This is a genomic window from Bradyrhizobium sp. SZCCHNR3119, from assembly GCF_032487775.1.
Taxonomy (GTDB): Bacteria; Pseudomonadota; Alphaproteobacteria; order Rhizobiales; family Xanthobacteraceae; genus Bradyrhizobium.
In genome coordinates this window covers 1,806,066-1,822,735 of sequence record NZ_JAUEUV010000001.1, presented here as the reverse complement: position 1 = coordinate 1,822,735, position 16,670 = coordinate 1,806,066, and the positions used below count along the sequence as shown (strand labels likewise).

Here is a 16,670-nt window from a genome sequence, read left to right as displayed (position 1 = left end):
AAACTCCCGGGCAAGTGGTCAACTGCGTCAGTCCGACAAACGCGGCGTCATTGGGGAAGTTCCTGGAACGAAACCCCAATTAGTCCGGCGGAAGTTGCGGCGAATCGTCCGGCAACAGATGCTCTTTCATGATCAGGCCGACGATCAGCAGCGGCGAGGCCAGGAAGGCGCCCATCGGACCCCAGAGCCAGGTCCAGAAGGCGAGTGCAATGAAGACGGCCAGCGCGTTCAGCGCCAGCCGGCGGCCGATGATGGTCGGCGTGATGAAGTGGCCCTCGACGAATGCGATTCCGGCGAAGGCAAGGGGCGCAACGAGCCCGCCGCCGAGCGTCGGAAACGTGATGATACCGACCACCGTCAGGATCGCGAACATCGCGATCGAACCGATGATGGGAATGAAGTTCAACGTCGCGGCGAGCGCGCCGAGGCCGGCTGGATTGGGCATCCCGGACAACGCGCAGGCAAGCCCGGTGGCAACGCCGAGCCCGGTGTTGATGAGCGTGACGGTCAATAGATAATTGCCGAGATGCAGCTCGATCTCATTGAGGATGCGTAAGGTGCGCAGACGCGCCTCATGATCACCGAAATTCATGATCAACGCGCGTCGCAGATCGCGCCAGCTGGCGATGAACAGCACCAGCGTGGCGAAGAACAGCAGGAATTCGGTGAAGGTCGGCGACAGGAATTCGATGGTGGGTTGCACCCAATCGAATTTCGGAAGTTGCAGGTTGGTGGCGCTCTCGGGACTGCCGCCGCCGGTCGCGGCCTGCATCTCATGCCAGAGTGCGATCGGCCGATCGAATACATTCAGCTTGTCCTTCAGCCGCGTCGCAAGCTCCGGCAGCCGGTTGCTCCAGTCGAGCAGGGGTGCAGAGATCAGTCCGACAATGAAGGCCACCGCCGTGGCAACCGCTGCCACGATCAGCAGCGCGGCGATCGCCCGTGGAATCCGAAAGCGCTCCAGGCGATTGGCCGCGGGCGACAGCATGGTCCCGACCACGAACGCCATCACGACCGGAAGAAAGAACGCCTTCGCGAAGTAGAGAACGCCGGTGACGCAGATCACCGTCAGGATCACGAGCGCGATGGCGACCACCTCGGTGCGCCGGATCATCGGCGGCACTTCGCTTCGATGCTCGACAAGTGGTGAGCCTTCATTCCCGTCCGGCAGGAGGCGCTCGGTGGGAAGTACGCGCACCATGTTTCTCTCGCGGCCGGAGGTGTCCGACGCTGGTCTGCGCCGGGGAGTGTCAACTTTGGCGTTAACCGTCGATCCAGCCCCAAGTTCCGTCGCGCGAATGTGAGGCTCGAATGCCGAACATGCGGCTCGCGTGGCTTGACAGATGTGTGAGGGACACAGCCGGGGCGGAACTCCGGCGAGACCGTTTGCGTTTGGACCCAGGAAGCGCATCGCCGGCCGCGATGCCCGATCTCGAGGGGGCAACCCATGACAGAGTCCGTTTTCGCCCGGAGCTGGTCGCTGCGCCGCTCCATGCTGATCTTCGCCGGCCTTGTTGCACTGGCGCCGTGGTTGGCCACCGCCGCCCGGGCCCAGGCGCTCGGCTACGCGCCCTCGACCCGTGAGGTCTTTCCGCCGCAAGAAGCGGCGCCCGATACCGCTGTTCAGGACGAGGACAGCGCGCTGCCGGATCGTTTCCGCCGCACCATCGTCAACCTCGACACGCGCGAGGCGCCGGGCACGATCATCATCGATACCGGAAATACCTACCTCTATTACGTGCTCGGGGGTGGTCGCGCGATCCGCTATGGTGTCGGTGTTGGACGTGAAGGGTTTACGTGGTCGGGCGTCCAGACCGTCAGCCACAAGGCGGAATGGCCGGATTGGCATCCACCGGCGCAGATGATCGCACGCCAGCCCTATCTGCCGCGCTTCATGGCCGGTGGCCCCGGCAATCCGCTCGGTGCGCGGGCGATGTATCTCGGCTCCAGCGAATACCGGATCCACGGCACCAACGATCCCACGACGATCGGCAAGTTCGTCTCGTCCGGCTGCATTCGCCTCACCAATGAGGACGTCACCGATCTGTTCAATCGCGTTCAAGTCGGCACCAAGGTCGTGGTGCTGCCCAAGGGATCGCCCGGACTGTCGAAGCGCGCGCCGCTGCAGGCGCGCAGCACGCCGCTCGCGCCGCCCCGTCCGCTCCTGACGACATCGGGGCGCCAGGCGATGTCGATCCCGGTCTCGTCCGTCAACTGAGCGAGGAGACCGTGATGAAGGCTCGATTGGTTGCCGCCGTGCTGGCGCTGGGCACCGCCGGTCTCGCCGGTGCGGTGGCATTGCCGGCAGCAGCCCAGGCGGAGGATTTCTTCTCCGCCTTGTTCGGTGGCTTCGGGTCGCCCCGGCAGTCGGCGCCGCAGCCCTACGTCCGCTTTCCCTTTGCCGACGATGCGCCATCCCAGCGGCGGCCGGCGCCGCGGGAAGAAGCCGCCTCGGGCGGCGGTCAGGCCTGGTGCGTGCGCACCTGCGACGGTCGCTATTTCCCGCTCGGCGCGACCGGCGACCAGGGCAAGGAGGCGGCCTGCAACAGCTTCTGCCCGGCATCGAAGACCGAGATCGTCTATGGCAGCTCGATCGATCAGGCGGAAACCGATGAGGGCAAGCCCTATTCCGAATTGCCGAACGCGTTCCGTTATCGCACCCAGATCGTCGACGGCTGCACCTGCAACGGCAAGGATCAATTCGGGTTGGCCAAGGTCCCGATCGAGAACGATCCGACCTTGCGCAAGGGCGATATCGTCGCCGGTGCGGACGGGCTGATGGTCGCCAATCGTGCGGCCGGCAAACATGCCGAGACCAACTTCTCGCCAGCGCCGGAATCGATCCGGGCTCGCTTCCGCCGTGCGCCGGTGGTCGCGTCGGAGTAGGCCGTCCCTGACCGCGTGACCATCAGGTCGCGCGAACCCTGCCGAGGAATTCGTTGACCTGATCGCCGAGATGCAGCCTCCGGCTCTCCTCGCCGCGCGCCCGCCGTTTTCAGCGGCCGCCGCAACGTCGCGCGCGAGCGTGCGGGTCATATTTCGGTTCCGGTTTGGGAACCGGAGCGGCCCGGGAACGTTGGATCGGCAGCGCATCATCTCAGGGGCCGATCCATGCTCATCAGTGCTCTCGTCACCTTCCTCGTCGTCATCCTCGTGCTCTATCTGATCAATCTGCTGCCGATCGACGGGCGAGCGAAGCAGATCTGCCGGGTGATCGTGATCATTCTCGGCGTGATCTCGCTCTTGAGATATATCGCTGTAATTTAACACCTTAAGGTTGCGATTCGACCGAAGAAAAAGCCCCGGTGAGCGCCGGGGCTTTCGCTGCTTATGCTGACGCCTTGGCCTCGCGGCGCCGCGCGGTCAGGATGTATTCGGTGTAGCCGTTCGGCTGCGTGCGCCCCTTGAAGACGAGGTCGCAGGCGGCCTTGAAGGCGACGCCGTCGAAGGCGGGCGCCATCGGCTGGTAGAGCGGATCGCCGGCATTCTGCTTGTCGACCACTTCCGCCATCCGCTTCAGCGATTCCATCACCTGCGCCTCGGTGACGACGCCGTGGTGCAGCCAGTTGGCGAGATGCTGGCTGGAGATGCGCAAGGTGGCGCGGTCTTCCATCAGGCCGACATCGTGGATGTCGGGCACCTTGGAGCAACCGACGCCCTGGTCGATCCAGCGCACGACGTAGCCGAGAATACCCTGGCAGTTGTTGTCGATCTCCTGGCGCACGTCGTCGGGCGCCCAGTTCGACTGCGACACCGGAATGGTGAGGATGTCGGAGAGCTTCCCACGCGGGCCGCCCTTCGCGAGCTCCTGCTGCCGCGCCTGCACGTTGACCTGGTGGTAGTGCAAAGCGTGCAGCGTCGCCGCGGTCGGCGACGGCACCCAGGCCGTGGTGGCGCCGGCCTGCGGGTGGCCGATCTTCTGCGCCAGCATGTCGGCCATCTTGTCGGGCGCGGCCCACATGCCCTTGCCGATCTGGGCGTGTCCCGGCAGGCCATCGATCAGGCCCATGTCGACGTTCCAGTCCTCATAGGCCTTGATCCAGGGCTGCGCCTTCATCTCGTTCTTGCGGATCATCGGGCCCGCTTCCATCGAGGTGTGGATCTCGTCGCCGGTGCGGTCGAGGAAGCCGGTATTGATGAACATGATGCGCTTGGAGGCCTGCTGAATGCAGGCCTTGAGGTTGACCGTGGTGCGGCGCTCCTCGTCCATGATGCCGATCTTCATCGTGTCCTCCGGCAGGCCGAGCAGCTTCTCGACCCGGCCGAACAGCGCGACGGCGAAGGCGACCTCGTCGGGGCCGTGCATCTTCGGCTTGACGATGTAGATCGAGCCGGTGCGGCTGTTCTTGAGCTTCGAAAGACCCTTGAGGTCATGGAGTGCAAGAAGCCCGGTGACGGCGGCATCGAGAATGCCCTCGGGCACCTCCTCGCCCTTGGCGTCCAGCACGGCGTCGGTGAACATGTGATGCCCGCAATTGCGGATCAGCAGCAGGCTGCGGCCGTGCAGGGTCAGCGTCTTGCCGTCGGGCGTGGTGTAGCTGCGGTCGGTGTGCAGCGAGCGCGTCAGCGTCTTGCCGCCCTTCTCGAAATCGGCCGCCAGCGTCCCGTTCATCAGGCCGAGCGTGTTGCGATAGACCAGCACCTTGTCCTCGGCATCGACGGCGGCGACCGAGTCCTCCATGTCGAGGATGGTGGAGACCGCGGCCTCCATGATCATGTCGGCGACCCCGGCCGGATCGTCCTTCCCGATCGGATTGTTGCGGTTGATCTGCACGTCAATATGCAGGCCGTTGTTGACGAGCAGGATCGCGGAGGGCGCGGCGGCATCGCCCTGATAGCCGGCGAACTGCGCCGGGGTCTTCAGCGCCGTGGCGTTGCCGCTCTTCAGCTTGGCCGAGAGCTGGCCGGCGATCACGCTGTAGGACGTCACGTCGGTGTGGCTGCCGGTGGCGAGCGGCACTGCGGCATCAAGGAAGGCCTTGGCCTTGGCGATCACCTTGTCGCCGCGCGCCTTGTTATAGCCCTTGCCCGTCGCGCTCGGATCGTGCGGGATCGCATCGGTGCCGTAGAAGGCGTCGTAGAGCGAGCCCCAGCGCGCATTCGCGGCATTCAGCGCATAGCGCGCATTGGTCAGCGGCACGACCAGCTGCGGCCCGCAGATCTTGCCGATCTCCTCGTCCACATTTGCGGTCTCGACCTTGTGCGTGGCCGGCTCCGGCTGGAGATAGCCGATCTCCTTCAGGAAGGCGGTGTAGGCGTTGAGGTCGAACGCCTTGCCCTTGTCGGCGAGATGCCAGGCGTCGATCTTGGCCTGCAAGGCATCGCGGAAGGCGAGCAGCTCGCGGTTCTTCGGGGCGAGGTCGCGGATGATGGCGGCGAGGCCGGCCCAGAACGCGTCGGCGTCGATCCCGGTCTTGGGCGCAGCCTCCTTGGCGATGAAATCGTAAAGGACGGGGGCGATCTTCAGTCCGTGGGCGTCGATGCGGTTCATCATCCGAACGTTTCTCTCTGAGAGGCGCGGCGTTGCGCGCCGATTGGGGCAATTACTGCCGAAAATGCGGCTCGGGACGCCATTTAGCGTCAAAGCCGGGCAAGCGGAAGGGGGGCAGGGCGAAGGGGCCATATGCCGCGGCGGCCATGACCTGCTCCGGGTCTCGCCTTCAGGCCGGCCGCGCCTTTTACCGTTGGCCGCACGCTCGGTCGGGTCCGGGCATCGTCATGCTTGCCATTTTCGGAAGCGTCAGAAGAAGCGTCATAAACGGTGTCATCCCCGCGAATGCGGGGATCCAGCAAGCCGCGGCTTCTCGGCAGGGTCACAATTGTCTCTGCAATACTGGATCGCCGGTCGAGTGTGTGGCCGGCCATCCACGTCTTAGTGGCCCCGGCACAGCGCGGATGGCCAGCTTCCGCCCTCCCCTGGAGAGGGAGGATCGGCGCGCGCCGCGCAGCGAGGCGCGACGGGGTGGGGTGAACTCACAAATCGCTGCGGACGTGGAGAGATCACCCCACCCCGCCTCACATCTCGCTTCGCTCGTTGCGAGGCCCCCCTCCCCCTCCAGGGGAGGGGGGCAGTGCGCGCTTGGCATCTTTCTACTCAACGTCTCAAACAGCTTATCGGGATGAGCGTCCGCGTTCTCGCGGCGCGCTTCGCGTCCGAGCTTTGCGAACAATCGCCCTCTTCGGAAGCGAGGGCGCAGGGAAGGCCGCATAGGCGTTAAGTTTATGCTTGAGTGTTGGAATCCGCCGTGATTCGAACAGGGGATGGCAGACGAATCGCTCCTGAACGAGGACTGGACGAGAGTGGTTGCGCAGCTGGGCGGGGCTGCGCAGCTCGAGAAAACTGCGCGCCAGACGAAGGCCTTCGCGCGTCGGCGGCAGATTCCAGATGCGGTGACGTTACTTCGGCTGATGCTGGCCTATTGTTTGGGTGAAAGAGGGCTGAGATCGACAGCCGCATGGGCGGCTTCTGTTGGCCTTGCCGACCTCACCAGCGTGGCGTTGTTCTATCGGCTGCGTCAATGTGGTGATTGGTTTGCGGTGCTGGTGGAGGGCTTGCTCGCTGCGGCAGCTCCGAAGGCGAGCCAAGGCCGCCTGATCCGCATCATCGATGCGACGACAGTGCCTCAGGCGGGACCGGCTGCGCGCAAGAACAGTGAGCTTTGGCGCGTTCATAGCGCATTTGATCTGCCCTATGAGCGCTTTGGTCACTTCGAGCTGACAGATCAGCAAGAGGGCGAAACGTTTGACCGGATACCAGTGGTCAAGAACGAGATCCGCATTGCTGACCGCGCTTATCTGCAACCTGACCGCATTGCGGCCGTCCGCGAAGCCGGGGCCGACGTTTTGATCCGAGCGGGCTGGAAGAACGCACGTTGGCTTGACGCCAAAGGCCTTCCGTTCGATCTGATGGCCCAATTGCGTGCCGCGAAGGCGCGCGGACTGGTCGATCGGGAGATTTGGATCAAGCGCAAGGGCGGCGCGCCTCTGGCTATGCGTCTGGTCGCAATCAAGAAGCCCACCGGTGCGGCTGCTGCTTCTCGGCGTAAAGCCCGGCAAGACGCAAAAGATGAAAACCGCATCATCTCCAAAGAAACTTTGGAGGCTGCGGATTGGGTCATTCTGATCACGTCGCTCGCGCGGGACGAGTTCTCCACCAAAGATGTGCTTGCGCTCTATCGATTGCGATGGCGGATCGAGCTTGGGTTCAAGCGACTGAAGAGTCTGATTGGCCTCAAGACGCCGCCAGGAACCGATCCGCGCTCTGCCAAGCCCTACCTGCTGGCCCACCTCCTGATCATCCTGTTGCTCGAGCCGCTTGCCAGCGACTTCGAGGACTCTCCCCACTGGACGCAGGCCGCTTAACGACGCCTGGCGCTTGGCGGGTCCTGCAGCAGCTCGTTGCATCCTTGCTGCAAGCAATCATTCCACAACCAACCATCCGTTGCTTGCGCCGCAGAAAACGCGCGTTGGGGCGCCACCTTCGCGAGCCTCCTCGAAAACGCAAGTATCAATCGATGCTCGCGCTACCTTAACGCCTATGGGGAAGGCCGGGTGCTGACCGCACCCATGGCCCGCCTGCAGAAAAGAATGCAGGCGGCAGTCACCACAGGTACGAGCCGGACAACCGGCCTTCCCTGCGCGATGGCTTTACGGCTTATACGTGATCTCCCCGGGGACCGGCTTGATTGCCCCCGTTTTCGCGACAACGCTGACGCGTTGCGCGGACATCAGCACCGGGATGCCAGGACCACACGACTTCGCCGTGCGCATCGGATCGTCCGTCTGCGTGAATGATCACGCTGCAGCCCGACGCGCCCACCGCATCCCGCACCCAACGCTCGTGACGATCGCGAGGCGCCCCTCTCATCGAGGCGGGATGGCGGAGTATAAGCACAATTTCTGAAAAAAAGAAATAGAAATATCTTGCGTAAGGGGCTGGAACCAATGATGCGTTGATGTTGCAGCCGAAATTAGTCTTACTGCGTCAAAATCGCCGTCATTCCGGGTTCGATGCCGGCGCATCGCTTCGGGTGACGGTGAAGCAGGCCATGTCTCGCGCTTGTAACGCAGGAAGCGTGCCCAGCGTCTTCGTCCAGGTTGAAGGCGTGGGTACGGCGCTGCGCGCCTTTGTCCACCCTACGAACTAGGCCCAAGCGAGACCATCCGTCATGATTGGTCCGTCATCGCTGTCATTGCTGGCGCGATCAGGCAAACGTTGCCGAGATCTCGTGCCGTGCTCGCGCCGATGCCGGATATCCAGCCGTCCGACGGTTGCGGTTAAACTCTGCGTCAATCTCGCGATCCGTGCGGTCGCCTGCCTGATGACGAACAAGATCGTGGTGACACGGCTCAGGATGCCGAGCAGGAGCAGGACCGAAAAGACGTCGATATAGGCCAGGATATCGCCGACCAGCATCAGTTCGGGCGGAATCGGGATCCTGTGATAGTAAGCCAAAATCAGAATGAGGACCGGGATGAAAGCGACGATCCGCCTTAGCGTCAGCCGATCCAAGAAGGCGGCGAGCTGTACGACGAAAACATCCCATAGCCAGTCCCCAAAGAGGGCAGGCTTATCGATGGTCCACTTCTTCCAAAGCGCCTTCCACATCGGCTATGTCCGCATCCGATCCCGCCAATGCATGTTAATATACCGGCCATAAACGCGCGTGGAAGTGGTCTTGGATGCCTCGGGTACGTAGGATGGAGTAAGCGTAATGCCGCATCTTCAACGCCTGGCGGATTACCAGTATCGATCGCGCTCATGCTGGTTTCTGGGAGCGCGGACCTGCGGAAGATGGCGCGTGAAGATCAACGTGATCAGAGCCAGCGATGCCGCATCACCTTTTGCGGATATTAATGAAGCCGCCTGGGACACGAGCGCGTCGGTCCTTCGGGAGTTGCCCGAAACCGACGTGGACACGAATATTGGCTTCCTTATCATCCATGTCGGTCAAGCCGGCGTGTGGCTGCTGATCGACCGCTGGGAAGATTGTGACATCCTGCGCCACCATCACTTCCGAGCGCCGCTTGCCGATCCGACCCGTTTCACCGATGTCAGCGCAGAGCATTACGGTCCCTGCGTCTGGGAGCTGGCGGTCCAGGCGTTCGAGCGGCAGGCGTGGCTTGATCACGTGCTGGCAAACCCGGCCGGGCCTGATATCGAGGGCTATCTGTCCGTCGGGCTGAATGGTTCGATTTGAACCAGTCTCGTAGGGTGGGCAAAGCGAAGCGTGCCACGGCGTTCCGCGCCTTTGCTCACCCTACGAACCTATGTCTGCCGCTCAACGAGATGCGCGCGCGAGGTCGCGGGCTCGAACGGGTCGGCGAAATATTGCGTTTCGTGAGTCACCAGTCCGTCGCGGAATTCCATGATGCTGACCGTGTAGGACGGCCTGCCGTCATAGGTGAGGACAAACTCGGTGACCCAGAGATTGCCGTCGCCGATCATGCGTCGGACCTGGAAGCGCTTCTTGTTCGGCTGGACGGTTCGGCTCTCCTGGATATTACGCCGGCCACGGATGCGCTCGCCCGATTGCGGATAATCCAGCACGGCATCGTCGTGGTAAATTTCATGTTCGGTCTCGAAATCGCTCGCGTCCGAAGCGTCCCAATGACGCGCGAGCGCTGCTCGCATGGTTCGATCATCCATCTCAAGCTCCCGCTCTGTTTCGAGCTTCTCTGAAACAACGGCTATCGGCCCACAGCCGCTTGTCCCGTAAGCACGTAGGGTGGGTAAAGCGAAGCGTGCCCACCATGCTTGTTGTCGAACTCGGTACGGTGGGCACGGCGCTTCGTGCCTTTGCCCACCCTACGAACCGCGCGTGTTGACCCGCCGGGGCTTGATCCGTTGCCGCTTGTCGCTCTTACGCCTGCGGCCTTGGCGAACGTCTTTCGCTGTCGCGTCCGGCTCGCGCCGCGACACGATGCGCTGCCGCGAGCGCCGCGCGCGCCCACACCACGAATTCGTCAGGCTCATCGAACAGCCGTTCCGGTGCGCGCCAAAAGGCCAGGTCGATGCTGCGTCCGCCCTTGCTATAGTTGAGCGGCGGGAACGCCGCTGCCTCCTCGAAGATCGGCTTGTTGCTCTCGTCCACCCGGAAGTAGAGGGTATCTTCGGTCACCATAGCCAGCATGACGCCGTCGCAGAAGACGCCTGTCTTGCCGAACATGCGGCGAAACGTGAGCGGCCCGAGGGTAGCGAATTGTTCGCGCAGGAACTCCGAAAAGCTGGCGCTTGCGACCATCACGGTCTCTCTCATGGCGGGACCATCTCATGCTGCTCGATCTTTCTCCTTTTCGTGAATTCGATCAATTGAGAATAGCCAGCTCAGATCGGCCGCACGATGGGCCGTCCGATTGTCGCCAGAGCGCCCGCTCAAGCGTGTTTCGTCCGACGCACGCCGCAAATCCCCGAAGATTTGAAGACGCTTGGCAAGACATTGCAGGAACGTTCCCCCGCTCGCGCTGTTCAAGCAGGGCCGGAAGTGGAGACGTTCCCATGTCCTCTCAGCCCTTTTCTGTCTTGAGCGCCCGCTCGGCGCTCAAGCATCTGTTCTCGCGGCGTAACTTCCTCGGCGCTTCGACCGCCGCGGTGGCCGGCGCGCTGGCCAGTGAGCGCGCCGTGGCGCAGGTCAATGCGCAAGGCTCGGAGCAGCAGCGCAGCGCCAGCGATCCGGGGCCGCAGAACCGCACCCTGCAGCAGCTCTTCCCGAACAGCGTTTCGCCGCCCCCGACCGATCACGCGCTGCCGCCGACCTTCTGGAGCTCGTTCTCGATGATGCACCGGCGCATCCAGGACGGCGGCTGGTCGCGACAGGTGAACGTCAATGATTTCCCGATCTCCAAGGACATTGCCGGCGTCAACATGCGCCTGACTGCCGGCGGCATCCGCGAGCTGCACTGGCACGAGGCCGATGAATGGGCGATCATGCTGTATGGCAATTGCCGCATCACGGCGGTCGATGTCGACGGCGGCACCTTCGTGGATGACGTGAGCGCGGGCGATCTCTGGTACTTCCCGACCGGGGTGCCGCACTCGCTGCAGGGGCTTGGTCCCGACGGCTGCGAATTTCTGCTGGTGTTCGATGACGGCAAGTTCTCCGAGGACAACACCACGCTGCTGTCGGACTGGATGATCCATACGCCGCCCGATGTCGTCGCGAAGAATTGGAGCGTGCCCGAGAGCGCGCTGGCCTCGTTCAAGACCATTCCCCAGGAAGGCCGCTACATCTTCCAGGCCGCCGTTCCCGGCGGCTTGGAGCAGGACCGCAGCGCCGCGATCAATTCCGGGCAGCGCAGCACGCAGACCTTCGATTTCCGGATGATGCGGATGCAGCCGCAGAAGTCCGACCGCAGCGGCGAGGTGCGGATCGTCGATTCCACGAACTTCGCGGCGTCACAGAACATCGCGATGGCGCATGTCACCGTGAAGCCGGGCGGCATGCGCGAGCTTCATTGGCATCCGAACGCCAACGAATGGCAGTACTACATCGCGGGCAAAGGCCGCATGACGGTGTTCTTCAATCGCGCCGAGGCCCGCACCGCCGACTTCAATCCCGGTGACGTCGGCTACATCCCGCAGACGCTCGGGCATTACATCGAAAACACCGGCGACACCGATCTGGTGTTTCTCGAGATGTTCAAGACCTCGCACTATCAGGACATCTCGCTCAACCAGTGGCTCACGCACATTCCGCCCGAGCTGGTCACGCAGCATCTCGGCATCTCGCAGCAGACGCTGCAGGCGATCCCGAAAGCCAATACGGCAATCGTTCCGGGATGACGTTCGATTTTGCGATCGCTAAGCTGGCGGCGTCATGCCCCGCGAAGGCGGGGCATCCAGTGCGCCGCGGCTTCTCGGTCGAGCATGAGCGCCTCTGGAATACTGGATCGCCCGCTTTCGCGGGCGATGACGGCGGAGGGCGTTACGGGCGATTGAAATCACACATCAAATATTCGCGGCGAGATCCGCGATGTCGTCGAACAGCACGCTGGTCGCCGCCAGCAGCCGTTCGATGGCGTCAGTGGCCTCGACCACAGAGCGGGTCGAGGTGTCGAGCACGAGTTCGGCGTCCGTCGGCGGCTCGTAGTCGTTGCCGATGCCGGTGAAGCCCTTGAGCGCGCCGGCGCGCGCCTTGGCGTAATGGCCCTTGGGGTCGCGGCTTTCGCACACCTCGGCAGGCGTGGCGACATAGACCTCGCGGAACAGATCGCCGGCGACGCGGCGGGCCGCGGAGCGGTCCTCGCGCGCGGGCGACACCGCAGCCACGATCGCGATGTGGCCGTTGCGCGCCAGGTGGGTCGCGACCTCGGCGAGGCGGCGGATGTTCTCCGCGCGATCCTCCGGCGTGAAGCCGAGATCCTTGTTGAGGCCGGCGCGCAGCGTGTCGCCGTCGAGCAGGATCGGCGCGCCGCCGCGGGTGAACAGGCGCCGCTCCAGCGCGCGCGCCAGGGTCGATTTGCCGGCACCGGGCAGGCCCGTGAGCCAGACCACCGCGCCCTTGTGGCGGTGACGCTCGGCGCGCTCCTGCGGTTGCAGCGCCGATTCCACCGGCACGATGTCGACGGGGGCCGCGCGCCTGGCAGCATCGGCCGACAGCACGAGACCACCGCCGGCGATGCGGCCATTGACCTCGATCACCAATCGTCCGGTGCGCGGATTCTCGGCGGTGGGATCGGCCGCGACCGGCTGCGCCAGCGCGATCTCGATCTCGCCGACATGGTTGCGCGCGATCGCGGCGGTCTCCTCGCTCGCCAGCGCGCCGGGATCGATCGCCTTCTCGATCGCGACCACGCTCGCGCGCGTCTCCCGGGTGCCGAGCCGCACCACGATGCCATCGCCCTTCTTGAGGGGCGCATCGTGCAGCCAGAAGATTCGTGCGTGCAGCCGCCGCGTCGCCTGCGGCTCCTTGCCGACATGAGCGATGACGTCGCCGCGTTCGATGAACAGCTCGCGGTCGAGCGTGACACCGACCGAACGTCCGGCACCCTGCGGCCCGGTCAGCGGCGTCGCCGGCCAGCCTTCGACGGTGCGGATCTTGGCGATCTTGCCGGCCGGCATGATCACGATCTCGTCGCCGGCCTGCAGCTGGCCGGACTCAATGCGCCCGGCGACGATGCGGCGGTCGTCGAATTTGTAGATCGCCTGCACCGGCAGGCGCAGGGCCAGGCTTTCCAGCGGCCGCGCCGGCTCCAGCGCATCGAGCGCCTCGACCACGGTCGGGCCCTTGTACCAGCCGATGCGCGAGGTCCTCACTGCGACGCCGTCGCCGTCGCGCGCGGAGATCGGAATCACCGCCGCGGGCTTGACGCCGAGGCCGGACAGATGCGCCGAGATCTCGTCCTTGATCTCGTTGAAGCGAGCGGCCGAGAAATCCACGCGGTCCATCTTGTTGACGACCACGGCGACCTGGCGGACGCCGAGCAGGTGCAACAGATAGCCGTGGCGGCGGGTCTGGTCGCGCACGCCTTCCAGCGCATCGATGATCAGCACCGCGCCGTCGGCCTGCGAGGCGCCGGTGATCATGTTGCGCAGGAACTCGGCATGGCCGGGCGCGTCGATCAGCACGACATCGCGCGCATTGGTGCGGAAGCGGATCTGCGTGGTGTCGATGGTGATGCCCTGGTCGCGCTCGGTCTGCAGCGCATCGAGCAGGAACGACCACTCGAACGGCATGCCGCGCCGGGCGCTGACGGCCTTCAGCATCTCCAGCTTGCCTTCGGGCAGGCTGCCGGTCTCATGCAAGAGCCGGCCGACCAGGGTGGACTTGCCGTGATCGACATGGCCGACGATGACGATGCGCACTTGCGGGCGCGTGGTGCCGTTCGGCGTGGCGGAGACCATCATGTTCATGATTTCAGCCCCCGATCACAGATAGCCGGCGACGCGCAGCCGCTCGAAGGCGTCTTCGGTCTCGTGGTCGAGCGCGCGGCCGGCACGCTCCGGCACCTTGGTGTTTTCCAGTTCGACCAGGATCTCCGGAATGCTCGTGGCGGTGGAGGCGACCGGAAACGTGATGTCCTGATCACCGAGCGAGCGATAGCGCTTGCCGTTTTTGGCCAGATAGAGCGGGATGATCGGGATGTTCTCCCGCGCCGTGTAGGCCCAGATGTCGGCCTCGGTCCAATGCAGGATCGGATGGATGCGCAAATGCGCGCCCGGCGGCGGCGAGGCGTTGAAATGGTCCCAGAACTCCGGCGGCTGGTCGCGCACGTCCCAATGGCCCTCGGCCCCGCGCGGCGAGAACACGCGCTCCTTGGCGCGCGTTGCCTCCTCGTCGCGGCGGATGCCGGCGATCAGCCCGTCGAAGCCGTATTTGGCCAGCGCGAGTTTCAGGCCTTCGGTCTTGCGTGCGGCAGAACGTGCCGCCGGCGGCAGCGTCGGATCGACCGCCTCGATCGGGGGGCAAGGCTCCAGTTTGAGATCGAGCCCCCATTCCTTGGCGTAAGTGTCGCGGAACGCGTACATCTCCGGGAATTTCTTGCCCGTATCGACGTGCAGGCAGGGGAACGGCACCCGGCCGAAGAAGGCCTTGCGCGCCAGCCAGATCATCACGTTGGAGTCCTTGCCGAGCGACCACAGCAGCGCCAGCTTTTTCAGCCGTGCAAACGCCTCGCGGAGAATGTAGATGCTCTGCGCTTCGAGCGCGTCGAGATGGTCCATGCTCGGCGCCGTTTCGAGAATGCGCGGCATGGAAGATGCTTGAATGACCTCTGAGGCGGCCAGCTTGTCTTTTGCGAAATCGTTGTCGAGAACGTGCATGCTGCGAGTCCTGGCCTACCGAGACGAAAATTCTATGGCCGACGCGGAAAGGAGTGAAAAATATTTTTCTCTTTACCGCCGGTGCCGGACACTTATATAGGAAAAAATTCCAGTCAACCCCGAAGAGTCGAAACGCTAGGACGCAATGCAATATCTGCCGGTGTTTCTCGATCTGAAGACCGGCCCCGTGCTGCTCGTCGGCGCGGGGGAGCTGGCGCATGCCAAGCTGCGGGTGCTGCTGGCGGCCGGCGCGCGGATCAGCTGGTTCTCGACCGACGGTGCGCATGATCTCGGCGGCCTGCGCGATCCTGACAAGCAGATCGAATTCGCCAGCGGCGATCCGCTCGAGGCGGAGCTTGCGGGCGCCATCGCCGTGTTCTGCGCCGGCGCCGGCGATGTCGGCGTGGCGATGGCGCTGCGTGCGAAGACGCTTGGCTTGCCCGTCAACGTGATGGATGACCTCGCGCAATCGACCTTCATCTTTCCGGCGATCGTCGATCGCGGCGATGTGGTGGTGGCGATCGGCACCGGCGGCGCCTCGCCGGTGGTGGCGCGGCGGATGCGCGAGACCATCGAGGCGGTGCTGCCGGCGCGGATCGGCGATCTCGCCACCTTCATCGGTGAGTTCAGAAGGACGATCAATGCGCGCATCGGCGAGATGCCGCTGCGCCGTCGGTTCTGGGAGCGCGTCGTCGATGGCCCGATCGGCGCGTTGGTGCTGAGCGGCCGCAAGGCGGAGGCTGAAGCCGCGCTGCATGGCATCGGCGATCCCGCAGCTTACGCCGGCGCCGATGAGGCCGGCCGCGGCCAAGGTCATGTCACGCTGGTCGGTGCGGGGCCGGGCGATCCCGACCTTCTCACCATCAAGGCGCTCCGCGCGCTGCAGGACGCCGATGTCGTCTACTATGACGAACTGGTCACGCCGGAAATCCTGGACCGCATCCGCCGCGACGCCGCGCGCGTGCCGGTCGGCCGCCGCATCGGCAAGCCCGGCATCGGCCAGGCCGCCGTCAACAAGCTATTGATCGAGGCGGCGCGCGCGGGCAAGCGCGCGGTCCGCTTGAAGGGCGGCGATGCCTATGTGTTCGGCCGCGGCGGCGAAGAGGTCGATGCGCTGCGCGCCGCCGGCGTGTCCTACACGATCGTGCCCGGCATCACCGCAGGGCTAGGGGCTGCCGCGCATTTCGAGGTGCCGCTGACCTTCCGCGAGAAGGCGCGCCGCATCACCTTCCTCACCGCGCACAAGACCCGCGACGCCGAAGCCGTCGATTGGTCGGCGCTGACCGACACCGAAATGACCGTCGTGGTCTATATGGGCATGACCGCGGCGCCCTCGGTGTGCGCCGGGCTGCTTGCGGCGGGGCGCTCGCCGGAGACGCCGGTCGGCGTGTTCGCCAAGGTGACGCGGCCCGATGCCCAGGCTGCTGTCGGCACGCTCGGGCAATTGCCGGATCTCATTCGCAAGATCGATGGCGGCCCCGCCATCCTCATCATCGGCGACGTGGTCGCGCATTCCGCGCCATGGCGTCAGCAAAACCTCAGCCGCGTCATCGCGCACATCCTGGAACCTGCCTGAATGACATCTCCGCTCGAACAGAAGATCAAGATCGCCGGCCCGTCGGTGGTCACCGCGAACCGGACCTCTGACGGCGCCGTGATCTGGCGGACCGCGTCGAAGGAGTGGTCGACCGATCTTGCCAAGGCTGCGATCGTCCGCACCGTCAATGATGCGCGCGCGCTGCTCGTCGAAGCCGTCGCCGATGACGTTGGCGCGGTCGGTCCCTATATCGCCCCGGTCGAGATCGAGGACGACGGCGCGATCAAACCCGGCAATCTGCGCGAACATATCCGCCTGAAGGGCGCCACCATCACGCTCCCGGCGCAGGCCGCCCAGGTCTAAGAGGTTTCT

Annotated in this window: 15 protein-coding genes; 8 read left to right on the top strand and 7 right to left on the bottom strand. The window is 64.5% G+C overall.

The window, feature by feature from the left end; genetic code table 11:
* Window positions 1–79: 79 nt before the first annotated feature.
* A complete protein-coding gene (locus QX034_RS08675; RefSeq protein ID WP_315703194.1) occupies window positions 80–1,198 on the bottom strand; it encodes an AI-2E family transporter in 1,119 nt (372 codons plus the stop codon).
* Window positions 1,199–1,447: 249 nt separating this feature from the next.
* Here QX034_RS08675 and QX034_RS08670 point away from each other — a divergent pair, with 249 nt between their 5' ends.
* The 3 genes from QX034_RS08670 to QX034_RS08660 all read left to right on the top strand — a co-directional run bounded on the left by QX034_RS08670 (window position 1,448) and on the right by QX034_RS08660 (window position 3,267).
* Window positions 1,448–2,218: a L,D-transpeptidase gene (locus QX034_RS08670; RefSeq protein WP_315730248.1), complete on the top strand. Its 771-nt coding sequence runs from the start codon at window positions 1,448–1,450 to the stop codon at window positions 2,216–2,218.
* Window positions 2,219–2,232: 14 nt separating this feature from the next.
* Window positions 2,233–2,886 carry a DUF2865 domain-containing protein gene (locus QX034_RS08665; protein ID WP_315702967.1) on the top strand — a complete coding sequence of 218 codons (654 nt, stop codon included), beginning with the start codon at window positions 2,233–2,235 and terminating at the stop codon, window positions 2,884–2,886.
* A gap of 225 nt (window positions 2,887–3,111) precedes the next feature.
* The gene (locus tag QX034_RS08660; protein WP_315702968.1) at window positions 3,112–3,267 is read left to right on the top strand and encodes a Thivi_2564 family membrane protein; all 156 of its coding nucleotides are present in this window, start codon (window positions 3,112–3,114) and stop codon (window positions 3,265–3,267) included.
* A gap of 61 nt (window positions 3,268–3,328) precedes the next feature.
* Here QX034_RS08660 and QX034_RS08655 read toward each other — a convergent pair whose 3' ends face one another.
* Window positions 3,329–5,491, bottom strand: coding sequence for a malate synthase G (locus QX034_RS08655; protein WP_315703195.1), 2,163 nt, complete (start codon window positions 5,489–5,491; stop codon window positions 3,329–3,331).
* A 770-nt stretch (window positions 5,492–6,261) separates the two neighbouring features.
* Here QX034_RS08655 and QX034_RS08650 point away from each other — a divergent pair.
* Window positions 6,262–7,362 (top strand): IS4 family transposase, encoded by a 1,101-nt coding sequence (locus QX034_RS08650; protein WP_315701243.1) that lies wholly within the window; start codon window positions 6,262–6,264, stop codon window positions 7,360–7,362.
* Window positions 7,363–8,143: 781 nt separating this feature from the next.
* Here QX034_RS08650 and QX034_RS08645 read toward each other — a convergent pair.
* The gene (locus tag QX034_RS08645; RefSeq protein ID WP_315702969.1) at window positions 8,144–8,608 is read right to left on the bottom strand and encodes a hypothetical protein; all 465 of its coding nucleotides are present in this window, start codon (window positions 8,606–8,608) and stop codon (window positions 8,144–8,146) included.
* Between the two features lie 193 nt (window positions 8,609–8,801).
* On the opposite strand from QX034_RS08645, the gene QX034_RS08640 reads away from it, so the two are divergent.
* Entirely contained in the window at window positions 8,802–9,200 is a 399-nt protein-coding gene (locus QX034_RS08640; protein ID WP_315702970.1) for a hypothetical protein, read from the top strand.
* Window positions 9,201–9,268: 68 nt separating this feature from the next.
* Here the strand turns inward: QX034_RS08640 and QX034_RS08635 are convergent, their stop codons facing one another.
* A complete protein-coding gene (locus QX034_RS08635; protein WP_315763825.1) occupies window positions 9,269–9,649 on the bottom strand; it encodes a nuclear transport factor 2 family protein in 381 nt (126 codons plus the stop codon).
* A gap of 214 nt (window positions 9,650–9,863) precedes the next feature.
* On the bottom strand, window positions 9,864–10,259 hold the full coding sequence (locus QX034_RS08630) for a TfoX/Sxy family protein (RefSeq protein ID WP_315763672.1): 396 nt from the start codon (window positions 10,257–10,259) through the stop codon (window positions 9,864–9,866).
* Window positions 10,260–10,498: 239 nt separating this feature from the next.
* Here QX034_RS08630 and QX034_RS08625 point away from each other — a divergent pair, with 239 nt between their 5' ends.
* Window positions 10,499–11,782 carry a cupin domain-containing protein gene (locus QX034_RS08625; protein ID WP_315730247.1) on the top strand — a complete coding sequence of 428 codons (1,284 nt, stop codon included), beginning with the start codon at window positions 10,499–10,501 and terminating at the stop codon, window positions 11,780–11,782.
* A 165-nt stretch (window positions 11,783–11,947) separates the two neighbouring features.
* Here the strand turns inward: QX034_RS08625 and cysC are convergent, their stop codons facing one another.
* Both cysC and cysD read right to left on the bottom strand, forming a co-directional pair.
* Window positions 11,948–13,852, bottom strand: coding sequence for an adenylyl-sulfate kinase (gene cysC / locus QX034_RS08620; protein ID WP_315743916.1), 1,905 nt, complete (start codon window positions 13,850–13,852; stop codon window positions 11,948–11,950).
* Window positions 13,853–13,867: 15 nt separating this feature from the next.
* On the bottom strand, window positions 13,868–14,692 hold the full coding sequence (gene cysD, locus QX034_RS08615) for a sulfate adenylyltransferase subunit CysD (RefSeq protein ID WP_315728344.1): 825 nt from the start codon (window positions 14,690–14,692) through the stop codon (window positions 13,868–13,870).
* 214 nt (window positions 14,693–14,906) lie between these two features.
* On the opposite strand from cysD, the gene cysG reads away from it, so the two are divergent.
* Window positions 14,907–16,337, top strand: coding sequence for a siroheme synthase CysG (cysG, locus tag QX034_RS08610; RefSeq protein ID WP_315728248.1), 1,431 nt, complete (start codon window positions 14,907–14,909; stop codon window positions 16,335–16,337).
* Window positions 16,338–16,661: a DUF2849 domain-containing protein gene (locus QX034_RS08605; protein WP_315702976.1), complete on the top strand. Its 324-nt coding sequence runs from the start codon at window positions 16,338–16,340 to the stop codon at window positions 16,659–16,661.
* Window positions 16,662–16,670: the final 9 nt, after the last annotated feature.